This window comes from Mixta sp. BE291 (assembly GCF_031457955.1).
Classification (GTDB): domain Bacteria; phylum Pseudomonadota; class Gammaproteobacteria; order Enterobacterales; family Enterobacteriaceae; genus Mixta.
The window spans coordinates 213,775-238,482 of record NZ_JAVDXN010000001.1; the positions used below are offsets into that span (position 1 = coordinate 213,775).

Annotated in this window: 18 protein-coding genes; 15 read left to right on the plus strand and 3 right to left on the minus strand. The window is 54.5% G+C overall.

From position 1 onward, the window contains the following. Positions 1–71: 71 nt before the first annotated feature. Positions 72–929, minus strand: a complete 858-nt coding sequence (gene focA / locus J2X14_RS00930) for a formate transporter FocA (protein WP_352409350.1) — start codon at positions 927–929, stop codon at positions 72–74. 342 nt (positions 930–1,271) lie between these two features. Further along, the gene (gene ycaO, locus J2X14_RS00935; RefSeq protein WP_352409351.1) at positions 1,272–3,029 is read right to left on the minus strand and encodes a 30S ribosomal protein S12 methylthiotransferase accessory factor YcaO; all 1,758 of its coding nucleotides are present in this window, start codon (positions 3,027–3,029) and stop codon (positions 1,272–1,274) included. Positions 3,030–3,338: 309 nt separating this feature from the next. Between ycaO and serC the strand changes: the two genes are divergently transcribed. The 11 genes from serC to kdsB all read left to right on the plus strand — a co-directional run bounded on the left by serC (position 3,339) and on the right by kdsB (position 16,339). Further along, entirely contained in the window at positions 3,339–4,424 is a 1,086-nt protein-coding gene (gene serC, locus J2X14_RS00940; RefSeq protein WP_352409352.1) for a 3-phosphoserine/phosphohydroxythreonine transaminase, read from the plus strand. A 79-nt stretch (positions 4,425–4,503) separates the two neighbouring features. After that, complete coding sequence (aroA, locus tag J2X14_RS00945) at positions 4,504–5,790, plus strand: 3-phosphoshikimate 1-carboxyvinyltransferase (protein WP_352409353.1); 1,287 nt, start codon at positions 4,504–4,506, stop codon at positions 5,788–5,790. A 206-nt stretch (positions 5,791–5,996) separates the two neighbouring features. Continuing rightward, positions 5,997–6,680 (plus strand): (d)CMP kinase, encoded by a 684-nt coding sequence (gene cmk, locus J2X14_RS00950; protein WP_085067419.1) that lies wholly within the window; start codon positions 5,997–5,999, stop codon positions 6,678–6,680. Between the two features lie 117 nt (positions 6,681–6,797). Next, on the plus strand, positions 6,798–8,471 hold the full coding sequence (rpsA, locus tag J2X14_RS00955) for a 30S ribosomal protein S1 (protein ID WP_352409354.1): 1,674 nt from the start codon (positions 6,798–6,800) through the stop codon (positions 8,469–8,471). An 87-nt stretch (positions 8,472–8,558) separates the two neighbouring features. Continuing rightward, entirely contained in the window at positions 8,559–8,843 is a 285-nt protein-coding gene (gene ihfB / locus J2X14_RS00960; RefSeq protein ID WP_352409355.1) for an integration host factor subunit beta, read from the plus strand. Between the two features lie 203 nt (positions 8,844–9,046). Beyond that, the gene (locus J2X14_RS00965; RefSeq protein ID WP_352409356.1) at positions 9,047–11,308 is read left to right on the plus strand and encodes a ComEC family protein; all 2,262 of its coding nucleotides are present in this window, start codon (positions 9,047–9,049) and stop codon (positions 11,306–11,308) included. A 35-nt stretch (positions 11,309–11,343) separates the two neighbouring features. Further along, positions 11,344–13,092, plus strand: coding sequence for a lipid A ABC transporter ATP-binding protein/permease MsbA (msbA, locus tag J2X14_RS00970; protein WP_352409357.1), 1,749 nt, complete (start codon positions 11,344–11,346; stop codon positions 13,090–13,092). Next, complete coding sequence (lpxK, locus tag J2X14_RS00975; RefSeq protein WP_352409358.1) at positions 13,089–14,063, plus strand: tetraacyldisaccharide 4'-kinase; 975 nt, start codon at positions 13,089–13,091, stop codon at positions 14,061–14,063. The genes msbA and lpxK overlap by 4 nt, the downstream gene beginning before the upstream one ends. 61 nt (positions 14,064–14,124) lie before the next feature. After that, positions 14,125–15,345 carry a winged helix-turn-helix domain-containing protein gene (locus J2X14_RS00980; protein WP_352409359.1) on the plus strand — a complete coding sequence of 407 codons (1,221 nt, stop codon included), beginning with the start codon at positions 14,125–14,127 and terminating at the stop codon, positions 15,343–15,345. A 68-nt stretch (positions 15,346–15,413) separates the two neighbouring features. Continuing rightward, positions 15,414–15,596, plus strand: coding sequence for a Trm112 family protein (locus J2X14_RS00985; protein ID WP_038627028.1), 183 nt, complete (start codon positions 15,414–15,416; stop codon positions 15,594–15,596). After that, a complete protein-coding gene (gene kdsB, locus J2X14_RS00990) occupies positions 15,593–16,339 on the plus strand; it encodes a 3-deoxy-manno-octulosonate cytidylyltransferase (RefSeq protein ID WP_352409360.1) in 747 nt (248 codons plus the stop codon). The genes J2X14_RS00985 and kdsB overlap by 4 nt, the downstream gene beginning before the upstream one ends. Positions 16,340–16,434: 95 nt before the next feature. Here the strand turns inward: kdsB and elyC are convergent, their stop codons facing one another. Next, positions 16,435–17,250, minus strand: coding sequence for an envelope biogenesis factor ElyC (gene elyC / locus J2X14_RS00995; RefSeq protein ID WP_352409361.1), 816 nt, complete (start codon positions 17,248–17,250; stop codon positions 16,435–16,437). A gap of 123 nt (positions 17,251–17,373) precedes the next feature. Between elyC and cmoM the strand changes: the two genes are divergently transcribed. Genes cmoM through mukB form a run of 4 tightly spaced genes read left to right on the plus strand, consistent with a single transcriptional unit; the run spans position 17,374 to position 24,650 of the window. After that, a complete protein-coding gene (gene cmoM / locus J2X14_RS01000) occupies positions 17,374–18,159 on the plus strand; it encodes a tRNA uridine 5-oxyacetic acid(34) methyltransferase CmoM (protein WP_352409362.1) in 786 nt (261 codons plus the stop codon). Next, complete coding sequence (gene mukF, locus J2X14_RS01005) at positions 18,156–19,478, plus strand: chromosome partition protein MukF (protein WP_352409363.1); 1,323 nt, start codon at positions 18,156–18,158, stop codon at positions 19,476–19,478. The genes cmoM and mukF overlap by 4 nt, the downstream gene beginning before the upstream one ends. Then, positions 19,459–20,175: a chromosome partition protein MukE gene (mukE, locus tag J2X14_RS01010; protein ID WP_352409364.1), complete on the plus strand. Its 717-nt coding sequence runs from the start codon at positions 19,459–19,461 to the stop codon at positions 20,173–20,175. The genes mukF and mukE overlap by 20 nt, the downstream gene beginning before the upstream one ends. Then, on the plus strand, positions 20,172–24,650 hold the full coding sequence (mukB, locus tag J2X14_RS01015) for a chromosome partition protein MukB (RefSeq protein WP_352409365.1): 4,479 nt from the start codon (positions 20,172–20,174) through the stop codon (positions 24,648–24,650). The genes mukE and mukB overlap by 4 nt, the downstream gene beginning before the upstream one ends. The last annotated feature ends 58 nt before the right edge of the window (positions 24,651–24,708 follow it).

Genomic DNA, 24,708 nt, shown 5'->3' on the forward strand with positions numbered 1-24,708 from the left:
CTTCTGATAAAAGTTCTTTTTTAGAGCCCACAGGGAAACGCCTGCGGGTTCGAATTCTTGTGCAATGGTTGCTAGTGCGTATAGTCACCACGCAGATAGATGACCCAGTAGGTTAGCCCTACCAGCAGGCCACCACCGATGATGTTGCCGATGGTGACGGGGATCAGGTTATCCATGATGAAATGACTCAGCGTCAGGTTAGGGAACTGAGCGGCGGTAGCGCCTGTGGCTTGCCAGAATTCCGGCGAAGCGAAATCACGGATAACAATTGCCATCGGAATCATGAACATATTGGCGATGCTGTGCTCAAAACCACAGGCCACGAACATGGCAACCGGCAGAGCCATAGCCAGCATTTTGTCGGTCAGGCTGCGGCCTGAGTAGCTCATCCAGATGGCCAGGCAAACCATTAAGTTAGCCAACGTGCCAAGACAGACGGCTTCAATAAAAGAGTGATGCATTTTATGGTCGGCGGTTTGTAAGGCATTTAATCCCCATGCGCCATTAGCCACTTCATGCTCGCCGGAGAACCAGATAAGGCCGACAAAAAACAGCGCGCCGAACAGGTTGCCGATATAAACATTGATCCAGTTGCGTGCCAGTTGGCCCCAGCTAATGCGCCCGCTGGCTTTCGCCACAACAATCAAAACGGTGGAGGTAAACAGATCTGCGCCGCCCACGACAACCAGCATCAGGCCAAGAGAGAAACAGATCCCGCCGATCAGTTTCGCCAGGCCATAAGGAATATCCGCCGCGCCTGTTGTCACCGTGATATAAAAAACGAAGGCAATAGAAATAAATACGCCAGCGTTAATGGCTAAAAAAAAGGTTATGAGAGGATGTTTATTCGCTTTATAAACGCCGGCTTCTTCAGCAACTTTCGCCGTTGCATGCGGTAGTAATAAATTGAAAGGGTTGTCAGTATTCATACTAACGTGCTCCCATAAAATATCGTGTAGAGATACTAACAAAGGAGTATTTAGCGAAAATTGATTTAGATCATATTTGCTAAGTGCCTGACAAGGCGGCAGGGGAGTGGGAAGTGGTTTTTATCTAATAACTTGTTGATATTATTATATAAAATTTATTTTAATTTATACATCTAAAATTGAAGGTGGCATTTTATGCACAACGAAATATTATTATAAAAGGTTATATTTTTATTTAAATGTTACCGAAAAGAAATATAAAATAACTAGTCGGTAACATTAGGGCAACTAAAAAGCCAGCTGGTTAAATAACTGGCTTATAATTTACCGGAGTAAGATTATTTATTGCCAGTAATGACGCTTGGCCTGTTGCAGCTTTTCATAGGCGGCAAGCAGGGCCTGGTGGGCAGGAAACGCCTTCAGTTCACGATCAACCGGCTGCAGACCATAGAAAGGCGCTTCGCCATTGATGGCAGCGGATGCGGCTTCAACGGCGTCAGCGCCATACATGCGCACGAAAGCGAGGTAATACTGGGTTGGGTCGCGTTCTTCTTCCTGTGTAAGCAGCAGGAGCGTTTGCAGGCAGCGATAGTAGTTTGCGCGTTCAGCGGTGAATACTGAACCGTTAAACTCCATCGTCCACTCAGTCCAGATCAAGGCCTGATCGAGATCGCCGCCCGCCAGCGCCAGCATCGCTTTCAGCTCGCCGATACGCAAGGTGTACCAGCCATTATCTTTACCGGTAGCCAGACCAAGCAGCTCGCGAACGCGGGTAAAATCATCGTGGCCTTCTTCATCCAGCTGCTCAATCAGCGCCAGATAATCGGCCTGATCCCACTCGCTGTCAGGCAGCGCCAGCAAGGTCTCACGCAGACCGGCGCCCATGCTGTTATTGGCCAGCAGCAGATCTTCCGCCGGATAAATATCAGACATGCCCGGCACAATGATACGGCAGGCGTAAACGTCCAGATGCTCATAATCTGCGATGTAAACTTCTTTGTCTTCATCTTTGAAAATGGCCATCAGCGTGACGAACTCTTCTTCCGTGCTGCCATCAAAGCGCCAGTCTACAAACGGGTAGTCAGCTTCTTCTTTAAACAGATCCCATGAGATAGAGCCGCTGGAATCGATAAAGTGCGTTTCCAGGTTGGCATGTTCCGCAACTTCTTCATCATCGAACGTCGGCGGCGTAAAGACATCCAGATCTTTAAGGCTACGGCCCTGCAGCAGTTCGGTCACGGTACGCTCCAGCGCCACGCCGAAATCAGGATGAGCGCCGAAGGAGGCGAAGCAGGTGCCATTGCTCGGGTTAAATAACACCACGCAAATAACCGGGTACTTGCCGCCTAACGAGGCGTCATAGGCAAAAATCGGGAAACCTTCAGCTTCAAGGCTATTGATCGCTTCCACCACGCCTGGATAGCGATCCAGCACATCCTGTGGGATAGCCGGTAAACTAATCGCTTCGGCAATAATGCGGTTTTTTACATAACGCTCAAAGACTTCTGACAGGCCCTGTACGCGTGCTTCATTACGCGTATTACCCGCTGACATGCCGTTGGACACATACAGGTTGCCGATGATATTCATTGGAATATAGACGGTCTGGTCGTCAGACTGGCGGGTAAAAGGCAATGCGCAAATGCCGCGTTCGCCATTTCCTGACTGCAGATCGATCAGATCGCTGGCGCTCAGCTCATTTTCTGCATCGTAAAACTGACGCAGGCGGGGATCCAAAATGCCTTCCGGCAGGCTGTCATCTTCCGGCAGCGGGAACCATTTTTCATTGGGGTAGTGAACAAATTCGCCATTGGCGATGGTTTCGCCTAACCAGAAGTCCGCAAAGAAATAGTTGGTCGACAAACGCTCGAAATATTCACCCAACGCGGAAGCCAGCGCAGCTTTTTTGCTTGCGCCCTTACCATTCGTAAAGCAAAGCGGGCAGTCGCGGTCACGAATATGCACCGACCAGACGTGGGGCACGGGATTCAGCCACGAGGCCTCTTCAATATTGAAGCCAAAATCCTGCAGCTTCTGTTGGAAGCGGGTGATGGAATCTTCCAGCGCGGCGTCTTTGCCGGGGATAAAGGTTTGAGTCATGTAGCCTACTATTTGTTGGTTGAGCGTAAAGCGCGCAATGATACGTATTTTCTAACGTTGGCGCTATCTGCGGGCAGTGAATTGATATTGGGCATTGTGGCAAAACGGTCGCTTTCTTTCTGGTTCTATTATTTCGTAAAGCGAGAAACCTCACAAAATATCGTACCGCTTTGCTTTCGCCATACAAGCTGTTGCGGCAGGTCGCGAGAAAATGGGAGCGCGGCCGGATAAATGTTTGCAGCATACGAAGGGCAGTGATAAAACCGATAGCCTATTCATAATCAACAGATCTGACAGTGGTGACGGGAAATGACGCAGATTTATAATTTTAGCTCCGGTCCGGCAATGCTGCCGGCAGAAGTGCTTCGTCGTGCAGAACAAGAGCTTTGCAACTGGAATGGGCTGGGTACGTCAGTAATGGAAATCAGCCATCGCAGCAAAGAGTTTATTCAGGTTGCAGAAGAAGCGGAAAAAGATTTACGCGATCTGCTGAAAATTCCCGATAACTATAAAGTTTTATTCTGCCAGGGCGGCGCGCGCGCGCAGTTTGCGGCGGTGCCGATGAATCTGTTGGGCGCGGCGAAAACCGCAGACTATATCGATGGCGGCTACTGGGCGCATAGCGCGATTCAGGAAGCGCATAAGTATTGCACGCCTAATGTGTTTGACGCGAAAATCCAGATCGACGGCAAACGCGCGTTACTGCCTATGCGCGACTGGGCATTAAACGACGATGCGGCTTATCTCCACTTTTGCCCGAATGAAACCATCGATGGCCTGGCCATCAATGAGCAACCTGACTTTGGCGATAAAGTCGTGGTGGCCGATCTCTCTTCCACTATTCTCTCTGGTCCGCTTGATATCAGCCGCTACGGCGTTATCTATGCCGGAGCGCAAAAGAATATCGGCCCGGCTGGCCTGACGCTGGTGATTGTACGTGACGACCTGTTGGGTAAAGCGCAGCAGGCGCTGCCAACGGTGCTGAATTATAAAGCACTGGCGGAAAATGACTCCATGTACAACACCCCGCCGACCTTTGCCTGGTACCTTTCAGGGCTAGTGTTTAAGTGGCTGAAAGAGCGCGGCGGAATCGGCGAAATGGATAAAACCAATCAGGCAAAGGCCGATTTGCTGTATAGCGTTATCGACGCCAGCGATTTCTATCGTAATGACGTGGCCGCCAGCAACCGTTCACGCATGAATGTGCCTTTCCAGCTGGCCGACGCCGCGTTAGATAAGGTTTTCCTGGAAGAGTCCTTTGCCGCCGGGCTGCATGCTCTGAAAGGGCATCGCGTGGTTGGTGGTATGCGCGCCTCCATTTACAATGCTATGCCGCTGGAGGGCGTTAAAGCTCTGACCGAATTTATGATTGATTTTGAGCGTCGGCACGGCTGATTCCCTGTTTACTATTTTTTAGAAACCTCGCCCTGGCGCGAGGTTTTATTGTACTGGCTTTACGGAGAGACGTTTTTACATGCAGGAATCCCTGACACTACAACCCATTGCACACGTTGACGGCACGGTAAATTTACCTGGCTCAAAAAGCGTTTCTAATCGCGCTTTACTGCTGGCAGCGCTGGCGCAGGGAACGACACGTCTGACTAACCTTTTAGACAGCGATGACGTTAAACATATGCTTAATGCGCTTGAGGCATTAGGCGTCGGCTATCAGCTGTCAGCGGATCGTACCGTCTGTGAAGTGAATGGCCGCGGTGGGCCGCTAAAAGCAGAGAAGGCGCTGGAACTGTTTCTTGGCAATGCCGGAACCGCGATGCGTCCGTTGGCTGCTGCGCTCTGCCTGGCCGATAATGACATAATCCTGACCGGCGAGCCGCGTATGAAAGAGCGTCCCATCGGTCATCTGGTTGATGCGCTGCGTCAGGGCGGCGCGCAGATTGAGTATCTGGAACAGGACAACTATCCCCCATTACGCATTCACGGCGGCTTCACCGGTGGAGAAGTCAGCGTCGACGGCAGCGTTTCCAGCCAGTTCCTGACGGCTCTGCTGATGGCTGCGCCATTGGCGCCGCAGGACACGCAGATCGTGATTAAAGGCGAGCTGGTGTCGAAGCCCTATATCGATATTACGTTGCATTTGATGAAGGCTTTTGGCGTAACGGTAGAAAACGATCGTTACCAGCGCTTTTCGATCCGTGGGCAGCAGCGTTATATTTCACCTGGCAGCTACCTGGTGGAGGGCGATGCCTCTTCCGCCTCTTACTTTCTTGCTGCCGCTGCAATCAAAGGCGGCACGGTGCGCGTCACCGGCGTGGGACGTAATAGCGTTCAGGGCGATATCCGTTTTGCTGACGTGCTGGAAAAAATGGGTGCTAAAATTGAGTGGGGCGATGATTATATCGCGTGTACGCGCGATGAATTGCACGCGGTCGATCTCGATATGAACCATATTCCCGATGCGGCAATGACCATTGCCACAGCGGCACTTTTTGCTGAAGGCACTACGGTATTACGTAATATTTATAACTGGCGCGTTAAAGAAACCGATCGGCTTTCAGCGATGGCTACCGAGCTGCGTAAGGTTGGGGCTGAAGTGGAAGAGGGGCATGACTTTATCCGTATCGCCCCTCCGCAACACCTGACCTCAGCAAATATCGGTACCTACAACGATCACCGGATGGCGATGTGTTTCTCGCTGGTGGCGCTCTCGGATACGGCCATCACCATTCTGGATCCGAAATGTACCGCTAAAACGTTCCCGGACTACTTTGAACGTCTGGCGGCCATCAGCACATTAGCCTGAAAAAACGCCGCTACTGCTGGTTTACAGCGTAGCGGCTGATCCATTACGGCATTTTATTTTTTAGCGGAAGTTCTTAAAAAGAAGAATATTTGGCAGCGGCCTGCGCTTAAAGATAACGTTCTGAATAATTGCAGCGTATAATATGCCGCGACTTGTAAATGAGTGCAGGCAGCCATAAGAACGACCAGCAGCGACAGGAGAATAAAATGACGGCAACAGCCCCGGTAATTACCATTGATGGTCCAAGCGGTGCGGGCAAAGGCACGCTCTGTAAGGCAATGGCTGAGGCGCTGCAATGGCATCTGCTTGATTCTGGTGCTATTTATCGCGTATTAGCACTGGCGGCCCTTCACCATCAGGTAGATATCGAGTCAGAAGAAGCGCTGGTGCCTATTGCCGCGCATCTGGATGTACGTTTTATTTCAACCGACGGTGAAATGGCGGTCATTCTTGAAGGCGAAGACGTAACGGGCGAAATCCGTACGCAGGAAGTAAGCAACACAGCGTCAAAAGTGGCGGCATTTCCACGCGTGCGCGAAGCTTTACTGCGTCGTCAACGCGCGTTTCGCGATGCGCCAGGCCTGATTGCCGACGGTCGCGATATGGGCACGGTGGTTTTCCCCGATGCGCCAGTAAAGATTTTTCTCGACGCCAGCTCCGAAGAGCGTGCGCACCGACGTATGCTACAGTTGCAGGAGAAGGGCTTTAGTGTTAACTTTGAACGCCTTTTAGCCGAGATAAAGGAACGCGACGAGCGTGACCGTAATCGGGCTATTGCGCCGCTGGTGCCCGCGCAAGATGCGCTAGTGCTGGATTCAACCAGCATGAGTATTGAGCAGGTAATTGATACCGCGCTCAATTATGCCCGCGAAAAACTGGCATTATCGTAGGCCAGCGGCAGAACAGATGTAATAACCTGGTGATAAGGAACGTCATCAGGCATGTTAAACAACCCCATCCAACAGGAAGTCAGGTGGACGTTAAATTTACCTATCTAAAGATTAAATATGACTGAATCTTTTGCTCAACTGTTTGAAGAATCCCTGAAAGAAATCGAAACCCGCCCGGGTTCCATCGTTCGCGGTGTTGTTGTTGCTATCGACAAAGATATCGTACTGGTTGACGCCGGTCTGAAATCTGAGTCTGCCATTCCGGCGGAGCAGTTCAAAAACGCACAGGGCGAGCTTGAAATCCAGGTTGGTGACGAAGTTGACGTTGCTCTGGATGCAGTAGAAGACGGCTTCGGTGAAACCCTGCTGTCTCGTGAGAAAGCGAAGCGTCACGAAGCATGGCTGATGCTGGAAAAAGCTTACGAAGAAGCTGCAACTGTAACTGGCGTGATCAACGGCAAAGTCAAGGGCGGCTTCACTGTTGAGCTGAACGGTATTCGTGCGTTCCTGCCAGGTTCCCTGGTTGACGTGCGTCCAGTGCGCGATACGCTGCACCTGGAAGGCAAAGAGCTTGAGTTCAAAGTAATCAAGCTGGATCAGAAGCGCAACAACGTTGTTGTTTCTCGTCGTGCCGTTATCGAATCTGAAAACAGCGCAGAACGCGACCAGCTGCTGGAAAACCTGCAGGAAGGCATGGAAGTCAAAGGTATCGTTAAGAACCTTACTGACTACGGCGCCTTCGTTGACCTGGGCGGCGTTGACGGCCTGCTGCACATTACCGACATGGCATGGAAACGCGTTAAGCATCCGAGCGAAATCGTTAATGTTGGCGACGAAATCACCGTTAAGGTGCTGAAGTTCGATCGCGAGCGTACCCGTGTATCTCTGGGCCTGAAACAGCTGGGCGAAGATCCGTGGGTAGCTATCGCTAAACGTTATCCGGAAGGTACTAAACTGACCGGTCGCGTGACCAACCTGACTGACTACGGCTGCTTCGTTGAAATCGAAGAAGGCGTTGAAGGCCTGGTACACGTGTCTGAGATGGACTGGACCAACAAAAACATCCATCCGTCTAAAGTTGTTAACGTTGGCGACGTGGTAGAAGTGATGGTTCTGGATATCGACGAAGAACGTCGTCGTATCTCTCTGGGCCTGAAACAGTGCAAATCCAACCCGTGGCAGCAGTTTGCGGAAACCCATAACAAGGGCGACCGTGTTGAAGGTAAAATCAAGTCAATCACTGACTTTGGTATCTTCATCGGCCTGGAAGGCGGCATCGACGGTCTGGTTCACCTGTCTGACATCTCCTGGAACGCGACTGGCGAAGAAGCGGTTCGTGAGTACAAGAAAGGTGACGAAATCGCCGCTGTGGTTCTGCAGGTTGACGCAGAGCGCGAGCGTATCTCCCTGGGCGTTAAGCAACTGGCAGAAGACCCGTTCAACAACTACATCTCTCTGAACAAGAAAGGTGCAATTGTTACTGGTAAAGTAACTGCAGTTGACGCTAAAGGTGCTACAGTTGAATTAGCAGACGGCGTTGAAGGCTACCTGCGTGCTTCTGAAGCTTCACGCGACCGTATCGAAGACGCGACTCAGGTGCTGAATGTTGGTGACGATGTTGAAGCCAAATTCACCGGCGTTGATCGTAAGAACCGCGTTGTAAGCCTGTCTGTTCGTGCTAAAGACGAAGCTGACGAGAAAGATGCTATTGCTACTGTTAACAACAAACAGGAAGAAAGCAACTTCTCTAACGCTATGGCTGAAGCATTTAAAGCCGCTAAAGGCGAATAATCGTCTTTGGGCTCCGGGCTGCCTTTTGGCGCCCGGCGCCCGTAGCAAGCTGTCAGACCATTCCCACAGGGATTAACCGGAGGACTAATGACCAAGTCAGAACTTATTGAAAGACTTGCGGGCCAGCAAACTCATATCCCGGCGAAAGCCGTAGAGGATGCGGTAAAAGAGATGCTTGAGCATATGGCCACTACGTTGGCTCAGGGTGAACGCATCGAAATCCGGGGGTTTGGCAGTTTCTCTTTGCATTACCGTGCGCCACGCGTAGGTCGCAACCCAAAAACAGGCGATAAAGTGGAACTGGAAGGTAAATACGTTCCCCACTTTAAACCTGGGAAAGAGTTGCGCGACCGTGCGAATATTTACGGCTAAGGCAAAATGACGATAGATAAAAAACGACACGCTGTGTCGTTTTTTTTGCCTTAAATTCAGCGAATGCGCGCCTGTTCACAACAAAATACCAACGCATGTAAACAATAAAATCTCTTTGCGCCATCGCTTCCGATACCCTCCGCCACCTCTGCGCTAAACGTATCCATTCGGCATACTTGTCCTTCGTTTCTAAGGATGAACTCATGCCATATCCTCTTCCCGTACTGGCTTTGTTAACTACGTTTGCGACGCTTCCTTTGCTTTTTTTATCGCAGCTGCCAGAACACCGCAGCCTTGTCATGGTGCTTGTTGCGGCTCTGGCATTGACGCTGCTGCCGCAGCGGGCTTTGCGCTATACAGGTATCGGCGGCGTGCTGCTGGTCTGGGCATTGTTGACCGCGCGCCAGGCCATCGAACCGATCGCTGCCTTATCCGCAAGGGCCATAGACGTGCGTACCGAAATTACCCAGGTGCTGCACGACAAGGGGCGGCTGGTGGTTAAAATAGTTGAGCATGATAATCAGCGGCTGTTTCCTCCAGTTCATGCCAGCTTAACGGCGGAAAAATTTGCGGAAAAATGGTGCGCGGGGCAGCAGTGGAAAATGACGCTCCGTCTGCGCCCGATACATGCACGGTTAAATGAGGGCGGTTTTGACGCCCAGCGTTTCGCCCTTGCGAACAACACGCCGTTGCAGGGCAGGCTGCTTGCCGCCAGCCCGCTCAGTCAAAGTTGTTCATGGCGTCAGCGGCTGATTAATTATGCTCAGCAGCAATATCAGCATTTTTCCTGGCACAGCGTCATGACCGCCTTACTGTTTGGCGATCGACAAGGAGTGACTGTTGAAACACGCGCGCTGCTAAGGGATACCGGCATTGCGCATTTAATGGCGATTTCCGGTATGCATATCGGGCTGGCCGCCTCGTTGGGATGGATGGCGGCAAGAGCATTTCAATTTTTGTTGCCAGCATGGCGTATACGTTATCCGTTGCCGTTATTGTTTAGCCTTGGCGTAGCCGCAGCCTATTGTTGGCTGTCGGGAAGCAGTCCGCCATCCATCAGGGCGATGACCGCGTTAACATTATGGGCGCTGGTGCGCTTGCAGAGCATCAACTGCAGCAGCTGGCAGATTTGGCTGATTTGTCTTGGCGGCATTCTGTTTATTGATCCTATAGCAGTATTGTCGGACAGTTTTTGGCTTTCAGTCAGCGCCGTAGCCATTTTGCTATTTTGGTTTCGCTGGTTTCCCTTGCCTGCCCGCTGGCGCTATCGAAAGCGCTGGATGCTTTTACAGCTAGCCCATCTGCAATTAGGGATGATGCTGTTACTGATTCCCATCCAGGTTTTTATTTTTCATGGCATAAGCCTGACATCGCTTCCGGCGAATATCCTTGCCATACCGGTGGTCTCTTTTATTACGGTTCCGGCGCTGCTGTTAGCGACGGTGATGCCGGTTAACGGACTTGCTTTACCGTTCTGGTGGATAGCGGATCGCTCGCTGGCACTGATCTTCTCGCTGTTAGCATTGCTGCCGCAAGGGTGGTTAGGACTGGGAAAGGCATCGTTGGTCGCCAGCCTTATCGTATGGCTGCTTTTGATCGCCTTTCGTCTGGACGGGTGGCGACGTACGCCGACAGCATTAATCGCCGCCTGTTGCCTGCCTGTATTGTGGCATCTCACGCGCGAGGAGCCTGAATGGCGGCTGGATATGATAGATATCGGTCATGGGCTGGCAATGGTTATCTCGCGTAACGGCCACGCCATGGTTTATGACACCGGCAACCGCTGGCCGGGCGGGAGCGCCGCCCAACAAAGTCTGCTGCCCTGGTTAAACTGGCACGGCCTGCTGGTAGATGAAATCATTATCAGCCATCAGCATCTCGATCATATCGGAGGATTAACCGATATGCAGCACGCCTGGCCTGAAGCAAGGTTACGCAGTGCGCTCGCCGATCTGGCTCATCAACCCTGCGTTGCAGGTACGCAATGGCAATGGCAGGCGCTGAATTTTAAGGTACTTTGGCCGCTGGAAACCAGCCCGCAAGGTCATAACAACGATTCTTGTGTGCTGCGTATTGATGATGGTCGCTACCGACTATTGTTAACGGGAGATTTAGAGGCGCAAGCTGAGCAAGCCTTACTGCGCCGCGATCGTGCAGCGTTACAGGCCGATATTATCCAGGTGCCGCATCACGGCAGTAAAACGTCATCCACTGCCGTGCTGTTACGCAACGTTAAAGGCAGCCTGGCGCTGGCTTCGGTAGCGCGTTATAACGCCTGGCGTTTGCCCTCTGCCCAGGTTATGGAGCGCTACCGTAAAAATGGCTATCAGTGGCGTGATACCGCACATTCCGGGCAGCTTAGCGTGGCTTTTTATCGTGATGGATGGCAAGTCAAGGGGTTAAGAGAACAAATAATGCCCCGCTGGTATCATCAGTGGTTTGGCGTAGAGGGTGAATCCAGGTAAAATAAGCGGCTATTTCAAACAATGCTGGTTAAATAATGCATCAAGATAAAGATCTCTCAACATGGCAGACCTTTCGTCGCCTTTGGCCGATGATCGCACCACATAAAGCGGGACTGATTGTGGCAGCCGTAGCGCTGATCATCAACGCGGCAGGCGATACCCTCATGCTGTCATTGCTGAAACCTTTACTGGATGAAGGCTTTGGTAAAGCCGATAAGTCGGTCTTAATATGGATGCCGCTGGCGGTTATTGGTCTGATGCTGGTTCGCGGCGTCACCAGTTACGCCTCAAGCTATTGTATTTCATGGGTTTCAGGTAATGTAGTGATGAATATGCGTCGCCGTTTATTCTCACACATGATGGGAATGCCGGTCTCCTTTTTTGACCAGCAGTCCACCGGGACGCTGCTGTCACGCATCACCTATGACTCTGAACAGGTTGCCTCTTCGTCTTCCAGCGCGCTGGTTACCGTGGTACGCGAAGGCGCGTCGATTATCGGCCTGTTCATTATGATGTTCTATTACAGCTGGCAGCTGTCGCTGATTCTGATCGTACTGGCGCCGGTTGTCTCAATGGCGATTCGTACCGTCTCCAAGCGTTTCCGCAGCATCAGCAAGAATATGCAGAACACCATGGGGCAGGTCACCACCAGCGCTGAGCAGATGCTGAAAGGCCACAAAGAAGTGCTGATTTTTGGCGGGCAGGATGTCGAAGCAAAGCGTTTTGATAAAGTCAGCAACCGCATGCGCCACCAGGGAATGAAGCTGGTTTCTGCCTCCTCCATTTCCGATCCTATTATTCAGCTGATCGCCTCTTTGGCGCTGGCTTTTGTCCTGTACGCCGCCAGCTTTCCCAGCGTAATGGAAACATTGACGGCAGGCACCATTACCGTGGTGTTTTCTTCCATGATTGCGCTGATGCGCCCGCTGAAATCATTAACCAACGTCAATGCGCAGTTTCAACGCGGCATGGCGGCCTGCCAGACGCTGTTCGCTATTCTCGACAGCCAGCAGGAGGTTGATACCGGTACGCGTGAAGTTGAACGGGCGAAAGGGGATATTGAATTCCGTAGCGTTACCTTCAGCTATCCTGGCCGTGATGTTCCGGCGCTGCGTAATATTAATCTTAATATTCCGGCAGGCAGAACCGTGGCGCTGGTTGGGCGCTCTGGCTCAGGTAAATCCACCATCGCCAGCTTGCTGACGCGCTTTTATGATATCCAGCAGGGTGAAATTCTGATGGATGGTCACGATCTGCGTGAATACACGCTGCGTTCCCTGCGTAATCAGGTGGCGCTGGTTTCGCAAAATGTGCATCTGTTTAACGATACCATCGCCAACAATATCGCCTATGCGCGTAACGATGTTTACAGCCGCGAAGAGATCGAAAAAGCCGCTGAAATGGCGCATGCCATGGACTTTATCCGCAAAATGGACAACGGCCTGGATACCATTATTGGTGAAAACGGCGTGCTGCTTTCAGGCGGTCAGCGCCAGCGTATCGCGATTGCTCGCGCGCTGTTGCGTGACAGCCCGGTATTGATCCTGGATGAAGCAACGTCGGCGCTGGATACCGAATCTGAGCGCGCTATTCAGTCGGCGCTGGATGAGTTGCAGAAAAATCGTACCTCGCTGGTTATCGCCCATCGCCTTTCTACTATCGAAAAAGCGGATGAGATCGTGGTGGTTGAAGACGGACAGATCATTGAACGCGGTACGCATGATGAGCTGCTCAGCCAGCGCGGCGCCTATGCGCAGCTGCATAAGATGCAGTTTGGTCAATGATTGAGCGCATCTGGAGCGGCCGCTCGGCGCTGTATCTGCTGCTGCTGCCGTTCAGCCTGCTGTATGGGCTTATCGCCAACCTGATCCGGCTTAGCTATCGGCTGGGTCTGCGTCGCGCCTGGCGGGCGCCGGTGCCGGTAGTGGTGGTAGGCAACCTTACTGCTGGCGGTAACGGCAAAACGCCGGTGGTGATTTGGCTGGTGGAGCAGCTTCAGCAGCGCGGGCTGCGCGTGGGCGTGGTTTCCCGCGGCTATGGCGGTAAGTCCAGCCATTATCCGCTGCTGTTGAACGCGGCGACCTCGACGCAGGAAGCGGGCGATGAGCCGGTGCTGATTGCTCAGCGCACCGGCGCACCGGTTGCCGTCGCGCCGGTGCGTAGCGATGCCGTGAAAGCCCTGCTGGCCGCCGGGCCGCTGGATCTGATCGTAACCGATGACGGTCTACAGCATTACGCGCTGGCACGCGATACAGAAATTGTCGTGGTGGATGGCGAGCGGCGCTTCGGCAACGGCTGGTGGCTGCCTGCTGGCCCGATGCGTGAGCGTGCCAGCCGTCTGAAGCAGGTTGATGCCGTGATTGTTAACGGCGGCGCGGCGGCAGAAGGCGAAATTGCCATGGCGCTACAGCCAGGCGAGGCGATAAACCTGAAAACGGGCGTCAGTTCTCCAGCGTCCGCCTTATCGCCAGTGGTGGCGATGGCGGGCATCGGTCATCCGCCGCGCTTCTTCGCCACGCTGCGCCAGCATGGCGTTGAGGTGGCTCAGACCGTACCTTTTGCCGACCACCAGGCTTACAGCGAAGCAAGCTTAACGGCGCTGACGCCGGCCAATGAACCCTTAATCATGACGGAAAAAGACGCGGTAAAATGCCGGGCTTTTGCGCATGACAACTGGTGGTATTTACCGGTTGAAGCACGCTTATCCGCCGCTGCCGAGCCTTTACTGAAAAAAATTATTGCGCTGTGCCGCTAGCGGTTTAACGGCGCTGAGCGCAGCCACTACACTGGTGCTATCTGAATAGAAGGAAAAGCTGATGGCACCCGTTTCTCTTTCCATACAAACCGCCCGCAATTTGCATCTTGCGGCGCAGGGCTTGCTAAACCCGCCTAAACGCCATGCCACCTACAGCGATCTGCTGGCGACCATCAGACGCATGTCGCTGCTGCAAATCGATACTATTCATGTTGTCGCACGTAGCCCTTATCTGGTGCTGTTTAGTCGTCTGGGCGACTATCCCACTGGCTGGCTGGAACAGGCGCTGGCATCGGGTAGCCTGTTTGAGTATTGGGCGCATGAAGCCTGTTTTATTCCTGCTGAAGATTACCCGTTATTGCGTCACCGCATGCTGCAGCCGGAAAAAATGGGCTGGAAATACAGCGCCGCATGGATGGCGGAGCATGCCGACGAGGTGGCGCACCTGTTGCAGCATATCGCCGCGCACGGCCCGGTACGCTCAGCGGATTTCGCCACGGCACCCGGGCATCAACCGGGCTGGTGGTCATGGAAGCCGCATAAGCGCCATCTGGAAAATCTCTTTACCGCTGGCGAGCTGATGGTTATTGGCCGTCAAAATTTTCAGCGCATTTACGATCTACGTCAGCGGGTGCTGCCGGCGTGGGATGATGCGTTGCACATGCTCAGCGAAGAGGCGGCGCAGGAACAGATGCTGCGCAACAGCGCCCGCAGTCTGGGGCTGTTTCGCGCCGAGTGGCTGCCGGACTATTACCGCTTAAAACGCGTGGCGCTGAAAGCGGTGCTGGCGCGCTGGCAGGAAGAGGGCTTTATCGTCCCGGTCAGCGTAGAACATTTGGGCGAGATGTGGCTGCATCATGCCGGGCTGGCGTTACTGGAAAAGCCACTTAATGCCACACACACCGCTATTCTTTCTCCTTTTGATCCGGTGGTTTGGGATCGTCGCCGTGCGCAGGCATTATTCGATTTTAACTATCGGCTGGAGTGTTATACGCCAGCGCCAAAGCGGCGTTATGGTTATTTCACCTTGCCGCTGCTGCATCGTGGCGCATTAAAAGCGCGGCTGGATGCAAAAATGCTGCGCCGCGAAGGCTGCCTGCAGATTAAAAATCTGTGGCTGGAAGAGACGACCCGAGTAGGCGCCGGGCTGGCGAGCGATCTGCGTAAAGCCATCGAACGCTTTGCCCGCTGGCAGGGCGCGGAGCAGGTCAGCATCGAAAAAGGGCCTGCTAAGCTGTTATCGCTCACCGGCAGCCGCTGGTCGCTGCGGAATGACGCCTGAGGTTATCGCCCATTCCGCGGCTGTGTTATGCTTGCCATCCTGAGGCTTCGGTCCATTACGGAGGAAACATGGATCACCGTTTACTTGAAATCGTTGCTTGTCCGGTCTGTAACGGCAAGCTCTACTACAACAAAGAGCAGCAGGAACTTATCTGCAAGCCAGATGGCCTGGCATACCCGGTGCGCGACGGCATTCCGGTGCTGCTGGAAAACGAAGCCCGCACGCTATCCGCAGACGAGATACATCCATGAGTTTTATCGCCATCATTCCGGCTCGTTTTGCCTCAACGCGTTTACCTGGTAAACCGCTGGTTGATATTCACGGTAAACCGATGGTGGTGCATGTGATGGAGCGCGCGCTGCAATCCGGCGCCGATCGTGTGATAGTGGCGACCGATCATCCTGACGTGGCGGCAGCCGTAACGGCGGCCGGTGGCGAAGTCTGCCTGACGCGCCCCGATCATCAGTCCGGCACCGAGCGGCTGGCCGAAGTCATCGAGCGCTACCAGTTTGCCGATGACGCTATCATCGTGAACGTGCAGGGCGATGAGCCGTTAATTCCGCCGGGCATTATCCGTCAGGTTGCACACAACCTGGCCGGTTCTGAGGCGGGTATGGCTACGCTGGCGGTGCCGATTACCGATGCGGAAGAGGCATTTAATCCTAACGCGGTGAAGGTTGTACGCGATGCGCAGGGCTATGCGCTCTATTTCTCGCGCGCCACTATTCCCTGGGATCGCGAGCGCTTTGCGCAGTCGCGCGACAGCATTGGCACCAGCCTGCTGCGTCACATTGGTATTTATGCCTATCGGGCAGGGTTTATTCGTCGCTATGTCAGCTGGGAACCCAGTGCGCTGGAACAGATCGAGCTGCTGGAGCAGCTACGCGTCTTGTGGTACGGCGAAAAAATCCATGTCGATGTGGCGGAAACCACGCCCGCAGCGGGCGTCGATACGGCTGAAGATCTGGCCCGCGTGCGAGAAGCGTTACGTTAAATCGTGCTTGTCGGTTAAGGGAGAAACCTGCGGGTTTCTCCCTTAACCGACCCGGGCGCAATGCGTGATTAAATCCTGAGGGGTTTGCCAGCCATCTACTCGCGTTGATCGCTTAAGGGCGCGGCCTGCTGCGAAGTCGTCTCATCCGTCGTGGTTTTCCCATTCAGGCTCTGCCACAGTGTGCCTAACCCTTCATAAACCGCGCGTTCGCTATGACTGAGCCAAATCGGCGCGGGCAGTGCTTTTTCCCACCCGTTTAGCGGCGAGTCGATCGCCATCTGATTAGCCGGAGCAGCAATCGGCATTAAGCCCTGATGATGGAAAAAGGTTATGGCGCGCGGCATATGATTCGCCGAGGTCACCAGCAAAAAAGCGCGTTGCCCAACGATCCGCTTCACCGCCAGCGCCTCATCGTCCGTATCCCGTGGCCGATCGAGCTGGATAATATCCGCAGGCGGCACGCCTAAAGAGATCGCAACCCGCGCCGCTACGGCAGCATTGCTGACCGGATTGGTTGAGGCCGCAGCGCCAGTAAAGATCATTTTAGCGCCAGGATGCCGCCGCCATTGCCTTACCCCCTCGGTGACGCGCGGCAGGCTGTTGCCGATCAGATTTGAACTGGGCGCCCAGGCTGGATTCCAGGTATAGCCGCCGCCAAGCACCACAATAAAGCCCACCGGATCGGTGGCATGATAGGTTGGGTAGCGCTGCTCCAGCGGACGCAGCAGGCCATCCGCCACCGGCTGCAGGCTCAAAGCAAACAGCATGAGCCAGGCGGCGGAAACAATAATTTTTCCGCTTTTCTGCCAGCGGGAGAACCAAAGCAGCAAAAGCCCAAGCGCCATCACCAAAAGCAGCAGCGGCAAAGGCAGCAACAGGCCGCCAACAATTTTTTTTAGGGTAAAAAACATCAATACACATTCCTTTTGTCCGAAAAAACATCATCTGATAGCCAGACTCTGCATCAAAGGTTCATTCTGCTGCGGGGTGTGACAAAATAGGCGCCCAGAAACAGCAAGCACCGGAGCTGAGGCATGCAGGATCGTAACTTTGACGATATTGCCCTTAAATTTGCGCAAAACATTTACGGTACCACCAAAGGGCGTATTCGTCAGGCAATCCTGTGGCAGGAGCTGGATGCGTTGCTGGCAACATTGCCGGATCGGCCGCTGCACATTGTGGATGTTGGCGGCGGTCAGGGGCAAATCGCCTGCGGGCTGGCGGCGCGCGGCCATCAGGTGTTGCTGTGCGATATTTCCACTGAAATGCTACAGCACGCGCGTGACTATGCCGCGCAGCAGAATGTGCTGGCCAACATGCAGTTTGAACAAATTAGCGCGCAGCAGGTCGCGCAATACTTGGATAAGCCAGCGGATCTGGTATTGTTTCACGCTGTGTTGGAGTGGGTCGCCGAGCCAGAAGCGATCCTGGCGACGCTGTACGACGCGCTGGCACCGGGCGGCATCTTATCGTTGATGTTTTTCAACCTGCACGGGCAGATATTAAGTACGGCGGCGCACGGTAATTTTGGCTGGCTGGAAGTTGGCATGAAGAAAGGCAAAAAGAAAACGCTTTCGCCTGATTACCCGCGCGATCCCCAACAGGTTTATCAGTGGCTGCAATCCTGCGGCTTCATTATTGAACGCCGCGCCGGCATTCGGGTATTTCACGATTACATGCACGACAAACAACGCAGAATAGATGAATTTGATCGGCTGTTGGCATTAGAAACCCAATATTGCCGTCAGGAACCCTTTATCAGCCTGGGGCGTTATATTCATGTCACGGCGCGCAAACCCGGCCCGAAGGACCTACTATGAGTGATTTTTCCCAGACCGTCCCGGAGCTGGTCTCCTGGGCGCGGAAAAACGATTTTTCCGTTTCGTTACCCACCGAACGTCTGGCGTTTCTGCTGGCTATCGCCACGCTAAACAGCGAGCGAATGGACGGGGAAATGAGCGAAGGCGAACTGATCGACGCGTTTCGTCACGTCAGCGACGCCTTTGAGCAAACCCATGAAACCGTTGTGGTGCGCGCCAACAATGCGATCAACGATATGGTGCGTCAGCGCCTGCTTAATCGCTTTACCAGCGAACTGGCGGATGGCAACGCTATCTATCGCCTGACGCCGCTGGCGATCGGCATCACCGATTACTATATCCGCCAGCGCGAATTTTCGACGTTGCGTCTTTCCATGCAGCTCTCCATCGTTGCTCAGGAGCTGAAACGGGCGGCAGATGCGGCGGATGAAGATGGCGATGAGTTTCACTGGCACCGCAATGTCTTTGCGCCGCTGAAATACTCGGTAGCGGAGATTTTCGACAGCATCGATTTAACCCAGCGCCTGATGGATGAGCAACAGCAGTCGGTGAAAAACGATATCGCTGCGCTGCTTAATCAGGACTGGCGTGCCGCCATTTCCAGCTGTGAACTGCTGCTTTCAGAAACCTCCGGCACGCTGCGTGAGCTGCAGGATACGCTGGAAGCGGCGGGCGACAAACTGCAAGCCAACCTGCTGCGTATTCAGGATGCCACGCTCGGCAGTCCGGATCTCGGTTTCGTCGATAAGCTGGTGTTCGATCTGCAAAACAAACTCGATCGTATTATCAGCTGGGGCCAGCAGGCGATCGACCTGTGGATCGGCTATGACCGGCACGTCCATAAATTTATCCGTACCGCCATCGACATGGATAAAAACCGCGTCTTTGCCCAGCGCTTACGTCAGTCGGTGCAGAACTATTTTGACCACCCCTGGGCGTTGACCTGGGCCAATGCCGATCGCCTGTTCGATATGCGTGACGAAGAGATGACGCTGCGTGACGAAGAGGTAACCGGCGAGCTGCCTTCAGAGCTGGAATATGAAGAATTTAATGAAATCCGTGAACAGCTTGCAGCGATGATTGAAGAAGCGCTGCAGATTTACAAAACGGAAAACCGACCGCTTAACCTCGGCGAGGTGGTGCGGGAGTATCTGGCGCAGTATCCACGGGCGCGTCATTTTGACGTGGCGCGCATCGTCATCGATCAGGCGGTGCGTTTAGGCGTGGCGGAAGCTGATTTTTCCGGGTTGCCGGCGCAATGGCAGCCCATTAATGATTACGGAGCCAAGGTGCAGGCACATGTCATCGACAAATATTGAACAAGTGATGCCAGTTAAAATGGCGCAGGCACTGGCGAATCCGCTTTTTCCCGCGCTGGACAGCCAGCTGCGTGCGGGACGACATATCGGCATTGAAGAGCTGGACAACCATGCCTTTTTAATGGATTACCAGGAATATCTGGAAGAGTTTTATGCGCGCTATAACGTTGAGCTGGTGCGCGCGCCGGAAGGTTTTTTCTATTTACGTCCGCGTTCCACGACGCTGATCCCGCGCTCGGTGCTTTCTGAGCTGGATATGCTGGTGGGAAAAATCCTCTGCTATCTCTATCTCAGCCCGGAACGCCTGGCAAACGAGGGGATTTTTACCCAGCAGGAGCTGTATGACGAGCTGGTGAGCCTGGCGGATGAAAGTAAACTGCTGAAAGTGGTGAACCAGCGTTCTACCGGCTCCGATCTCGATCGCCAAAAGCTGCAAGAGAAAATGCGCGCGTCGCTGAGCCGTCTGCGCCGTCTCGGCATGGTGTGGTTTATGGGCAACGACAGCAGTAAATTTCGCATTATGGAATCCGTTTTTCGCTTTGGCGCCGACGTGCGCAGCGGCGACGACCCGCGTGAAGCGCAGCTGCGCATGATTCGTATCGGCGAAGCCATGATGCTGGAAACAGCGGAAAACCGCGAAGAAGAGGCGGATAGCCAGCAGCGCCAGGCAGATATGGCGGAGGATGAAGAGGAATGATTGAACGCGGAAAATTTCGCTCGCTAACGCTGATTAACTGGAACGGTTTTTTTGCGCGTACGTTTGAGCTGGATAACCTGGTGACGACGCTGTCAGGCGGCAACGGCGCCGGTAAATCCACCACCATGGCGGCCTTTATCACGGCGATGATCCCCGATCTGACGCTGCTGCATTTCCGTAACACCACCGAGGCGGGCTCCACCAGCGGATCGCGTGATAAAGGGCTGCACGGTAAGCTGCGTCCGGGCGTCTGCTATTCGGTGCTGGACGTGGTCAACTCGCGCCATCAGCGCGTGGTGGTTGGGGTGCGCCTGCAACAGGTCGCCGGGCGTGATAAAAAAGTCGATATTCGTCCATTCAGTATTCATGGCCTGCCCACGGCGGTGCATCCCACTGAAATGCTGACGGAAACCGTCGGCACGCGCCAGGCGCGCGTCTTACCGCTTAACGAGCTGAAAGATCGCGTTGAGGCGATGGAAGGGGTGCAGTTTAAGCAGTACAACTCGATTATCGATTACCACAGCCTGATGTTTGAGCTGGGCGTGGTCGCGCGTCGCCTGCGCTCGGCCAGCGATCGCAGCAAGTTCTATCGTCTGATTGAAGCCTCGCTGTATGGCGGTATCTCCAGCGCCATTACCCGCTCGCTGCGTGATTACCTGCTGCCGGAAAACAGCGGCGTGCGTAAAGCGTTTCAGGATATGGAAGCGGCGCTGCGTGAGAACCGCATGACGCTGGAAGCGATTCGCGTTACCCAGTCCGACCGCGATCTGTTTAAGCATCTGATCTCAGAAGCCACCAGCTACGTGGCGGCGGATTATATGCGTCACGCCAATGAACGCCGTATCCATCTCGACGGCGCGCTGGCGTTGCGTAATGACCTTTTCGCCAGCCGTAAACAGCTGGCCGCTGAGCAATACCGCCACGTGGAAATGGCGCGTGAGCTGGCGGAGCACAGCGCGGCGGAAAGCGATCTGGAAACCGATTATCAGGCCGCCAGCGACCACCTGAACCTGGTGCAGACAGCGGTGCGTCAGCAGGAAAAAATCGAACGCTACGAAGCGGATATCGATGAGCTGACCTACCGTCTGGAAGAGCAGAATGAGGTGGTGGCCGAAGCGCGCGAAGTGCAGGACGAAAACGAAGCGCGTCGCGAAGCGGCCGAGCTGGAAGTCGATGAGCTGAAAAGCCAGCTGGCAGATTATCAGCAGGCGCTGGATGTACAGCAAACGCGTGCGATTCAGTATCAGCAGGCGTTGCAGGCGTTGCAGCGCGCCCAGGATCTTTGCCGTCTGCCTGAGCTGACGATCGATAACGCGGAAGCGTGGCAGGAAACCTTCCAGGCGCGTGAGCAAGAAGCCACAGAAACCCTGCTGATGCTTGAGCAGAAAATGAGCGTGGCCGAAGCGGCACACAGCCAGTTTGAACAGGCGTTTGAACTGGTTAACAAAATTGCCGGACCGGTCAGCCGCAGTGAAGCGTGGCAAACCGGACGCGAGCTGCTGCGTGATGCCGCTAACCAGCGTCATCAGGCCGAGCAGCTGGCCTCGCTGCGCATGCGCCTGTCGGAAATGGAACAGCGCCTGCGCGAGCAGTACGAAGCGGAGCGCTTGCTGAACGAGTTTTGCAAGCGTCAGGGCCAGCAGTATGAAGCGCATGAGCTGGAAGCGCTGCAGCATGAGCTGGAAGCGCGCATCGAGCAGCTGTCGCAGAGCGTCGCCGACGCTGGCGAGCAGCGCATGATGATGCGTCAGGAGCTGGAGCAGCTGCGTGGACGCATCAGCCAGCTTACCGCTCGCGCCCCGCACTGGCTGGCGGCCCAGGAGATCCTGACCCAGCTTAGCGAACAGACGGGCCAACCGCTGGAAAACAGCCAGCAGGTTACCGAGTTTATGCAGCAACTGCTGGAACGCGAACGCGAAACCACCGTCGAGCGCGATGAAGTGGCGGCGCGTAAGCGGGAAGCGGAACAGCAAATCGAGCGTTTAAGCCAGCCTGGCGGCTCTGAAGATCCGCGGCTGAATGCGCTGGCCGAACGTTTCGGCGGCGTGCTGCTGTCAGAAATTTACGACGACGTCACCCTGGAAGATGCGCCTTACTTCTCGGCGCTGTATGGGCCGTCGCGCCATGCCATCGTGGTGCCCGATCTCTCGCTGGTTCGTGAGCAGCTGGATGGGCTGGAGGAGTGCCCGGAAGATCTCTACCTGATCGAAGGGGATCCGCAATCTTTTGACGACAGCGTTTTCAGCACCGAAGAGCTGGAAAAAGCGGTGGTGGTCAAGGTTGCCGAGCGTCAGTGGCGTTACTCGCGCTTTCCTAAGGTGCCGCTGTTTGGCCGCGCCGCGCGTGAGAAGCAGCTGGAGCTGCTGCATGCCGAACGTGAGCAGCTGGCGGAAACCTACGCCACGCTCTCTTTTGATGTGCAGAAAACCCAGCGCCTGCATCAATCCTTTAGCCGCTTTATCGGCAGCCATCTGGCGGTGGCGTTTGAAGAGGATCCGGAAGCGCAAATTCGCCAGCTGAACGCGCGCCGTGGTGAAATCGAACGTGCCCTGAACGCGCACGAAAGCGAAAACCAGCAGCAGCGTCAGCAGTTTGACCAGGCCAAAGAGGGCGTCGCCCAGCTGAACCGCCTGATGCCGCGCGTCAGCCTGTTGCTGGATGAAACGCTGGCGGATCGCTGCGAAGAACTGCGTGAATTAATGAGTGAAGCGCAGGAGGCGGCACGCTTTGTTCAACAGCATAACAACCATCTGACGCGTCTTGAGCCGCTGCTGTCGGTGTTGCAGAGCGATCCGCAGCAGCACGAGCAGTTAAAAGCCGATTATCAGCAGGCGCAGCAGGTGCAGCGTGACGCCCGCCAGCAGGCGTTTGCGCTGACTGAAGTGGTGCAGCGTCGCGCCCATTTCAGCTATGCAGATTCCGCCGGTATGCTCACCGGCACCAGCGATCTGAATGAAAAACTGCGCCAGCGTCTGGAGCAGGCGGAAGCGGAACGCGCACGTGCACGTGAACGCCTGCGCGAGCATCAGGCGAAGCTGACGCAATATTCGCAGGTTCTGGCCTCGTTAAAAAGCGCGTACGATGCCAAGCGCGATATGCTGAAAGAGCTGCAGCAAGAGATGCAGGATATCGGCGTTCAGGCCGATTCCAGCGCCGAAGAGCGCGCCAGAATCCGTCGGGATGAACTGCATAATGCGCTCAGCCACAACCGCTTGCGTCGCAATCAGCTGGAAAAACAGCTGACATTTTGTGAAGCGGAAATGGATGGATTGCAGAAAAAACTGCGTCGTCTGGAGCGCGATTATCATATCAGCCGTGAGCAGGTGGTCAGCGCCAAAGCGGGCTGGTGCGCGGTAATGCGCATGGTGAAAGATAACGGCGTCGAGCGCCGCTTACACCGCCGCGAGCTGGCCTATCTGGGCGGCGATGAGCTGCGCTCCATGTCGGATAAGGCGCTGGGCGCCTTGCGTCTGGCGGTGGCCGATAATGAACATCTGCGTGATGTGCTGCGTCTTTCCGAAGATCCCAAACGTCCTGAGCGTAAAATTCAGTTCTTTATCGCCGTTTATCAGCATCTGCGCGAACGTATCCGGCAGGATATTATTCGTACCGACGATCCGGTGGAAGCGATTGAGCAGATGGAAATCGAGCTTAGCCGTCTAACGGAAGAGCTGACCGCTCGCGAACAGATGCTGGCTATCAGTTCGCGCAGCGTGGCGAATATTATTCGCAAGACCATTCAGCGCGAGCAAAACCGCATTCGTCAGCTGAACCAGGGTCTGCAGAGCGTGAGCTTTGGTCAAGTGCGTAGCGTACGTCTGAACGTAAATGTGCGCGAAAGCCATGCCACGCTGCTGGATGTACTCTCGGAGCAGCATGAGCAGCATCAGGATCTGTTTAACAGCAACCGCCTGACCTTCTCAGAGGCGCTGGCGAAGCTGTGGCAGCGCCTGAACCCGCAGATCGATATGGGACAGCGCACGGCGCAAACCATCGGCGAAGAGCTGCTGGATTACCGTAACTACCTGGAAATGGAGGTAGAGGTCAACCGTGGTTCGGATGGCTGGCTGCGTGCGGAAAGCGGGGCGCTGTCAACCGGCGAGGCGATCGGTACCGGGATGTCGATTCTGGTGATGGTGGTACAAAGCTGGGAAGAAGAAGCGCGTCGCCTGCGCGGCAAGGATATCAGCCCGTGTCGCCTGCTGTTCCTCGATGAGGCCGCGCGTCTTGATGCCAAATCGATCGCTACGCTGTTTGAGCTTTGCGAACGTCTGGAGATGCAGCTGATTATCGCCGCGCCGGAAAATATCAGCCCGGAAAAAGGCACCACCTATAAACTGGTGCGTAAAGTGTTTAACAATACCGAGCATGTGCATGTGGTGGGGCTGAGAGGCTTCTCTGCCGATCCACTTCCGGGCGCGGCTCCAGCGCACGCGGAGCAGGGCCAGTCGGAGGATGAAAAAACGCAGGTATAAATGTAGTAAAAATGTTGCCCCGCGTTTAATCTAATCAACGGCATTTGCTCTATGAGAC

Coding starts and splice junctions, on each gene's coding strand:
- focA (WP_352409350.1), bottom strand. CDS start 929: ATGAATACTGACAACCCTTTCAATTTATTACTACCGCATGCAACGGCG.
- ycaO (WP_352409351.1), bottom strand. CDS start 3,029: ATGACTCAAACCTTTATCCCCGGCAAAGACGCCGCGCTGGAAGATTCC.
- serC (WP_352409352.1), top strand. CDS start 3,339: ATGACGCAGATTTATAATTTTAGCTCCGGTCCGGCAATGCTGCCGGCA.
- aroA (WP_352409353.1), top strand. CDS start 4,504: ATGCAGGAATCCCTGACACTACAACCCATTGCACACGTTGACGGCACG.
- cmk (WP_085067419.1), top strand. CDS start 5,997: ATGACGGCAACAGCCCCGGTAATTACCATTGATGGTCCAAGCGGTGCG.
- rpsA (WP_352409354.1), top strand. CDS start 6,798: ATGACTGAATCTTTTGCTCAACTGTTTGAAGAATCCCTGAAAGAAATC.
- ihfB (WP_352409355.1), top strand. CDS start 8,559: ATGACCAAGTCAGAACTTATTGAAAGACTTGCGGGCCAGCAAACTCAT.
- J2X14_RS00965 (WP_352409356.1), top strand. CDS start 9,047: ATGCCATATCCTCTTCCCGTACTGGCTTTGTTAACTACGTTTGCGACG.
- msbA (WP_352409357.1), top strand. CDS start 11,344: ATGCATCAAGATAAAGATCTCTCAACATGGCAGACCTTTCGTCGCCTT.
- lpxK (WP_352409358.1), top strand. CDS start 13,089: ATGATTGAGCGCATCTGGAGCGGCCGCTCGGCGCTGTATCTGCTGCTG.
- J2X14_RS00980 (WP_352409359.1), top strand. CDS start 14,125: ATGGCACCCGTTTCTCTTTCCATACAAACCGCCCGCAATTTGCATCTT.
- J2X14_RS00985 (WP_038627028.1), top strand. CDS start 15,414: ATGGATCACCGTTTACTTGAAATCGTTGCTTGTCCGGTCTGTAACGGC.
- kdsB (WP_352409360.1), top strand. CDS start 15,593: ATGAGTTTTATCGCCATCATTCCGGCTCGTTTTGCCTCAACGCGTTTA.
- elyC (WP_352409361.1), bottom strand. CDS start 17,250: ATGTTTTTTACCCTAAAAAAAATTGTTGGCGGCCTGTTGCTGCCTTTG.
- cmoM (WP_352409362.1), top strand. CDS start 17,374: ATGCAGGATCGTAACTTTGACGATATTGCCCTTAAATTTGCGCAAAAC.
- mukF (WP_352409363.1), top strand. CDS start 18,156: ATGAGTGATTTTTCCCAGACCGTCCCGGAGCTGGTCTCCTGGGCGCGG.
- mukE (WP_352409364.1), top strand. CDS start 19,459: ATGTCATCGACAAATATTGAACAAGTGATGCCAGTTAAAATGGCGCAG.
- mukB (WP_352409365.1), top strand. CDS start 20,172: ATGATTGAACGCGGAAAATTTCGCTCGCTAACGCTGATTAACTGGAAC.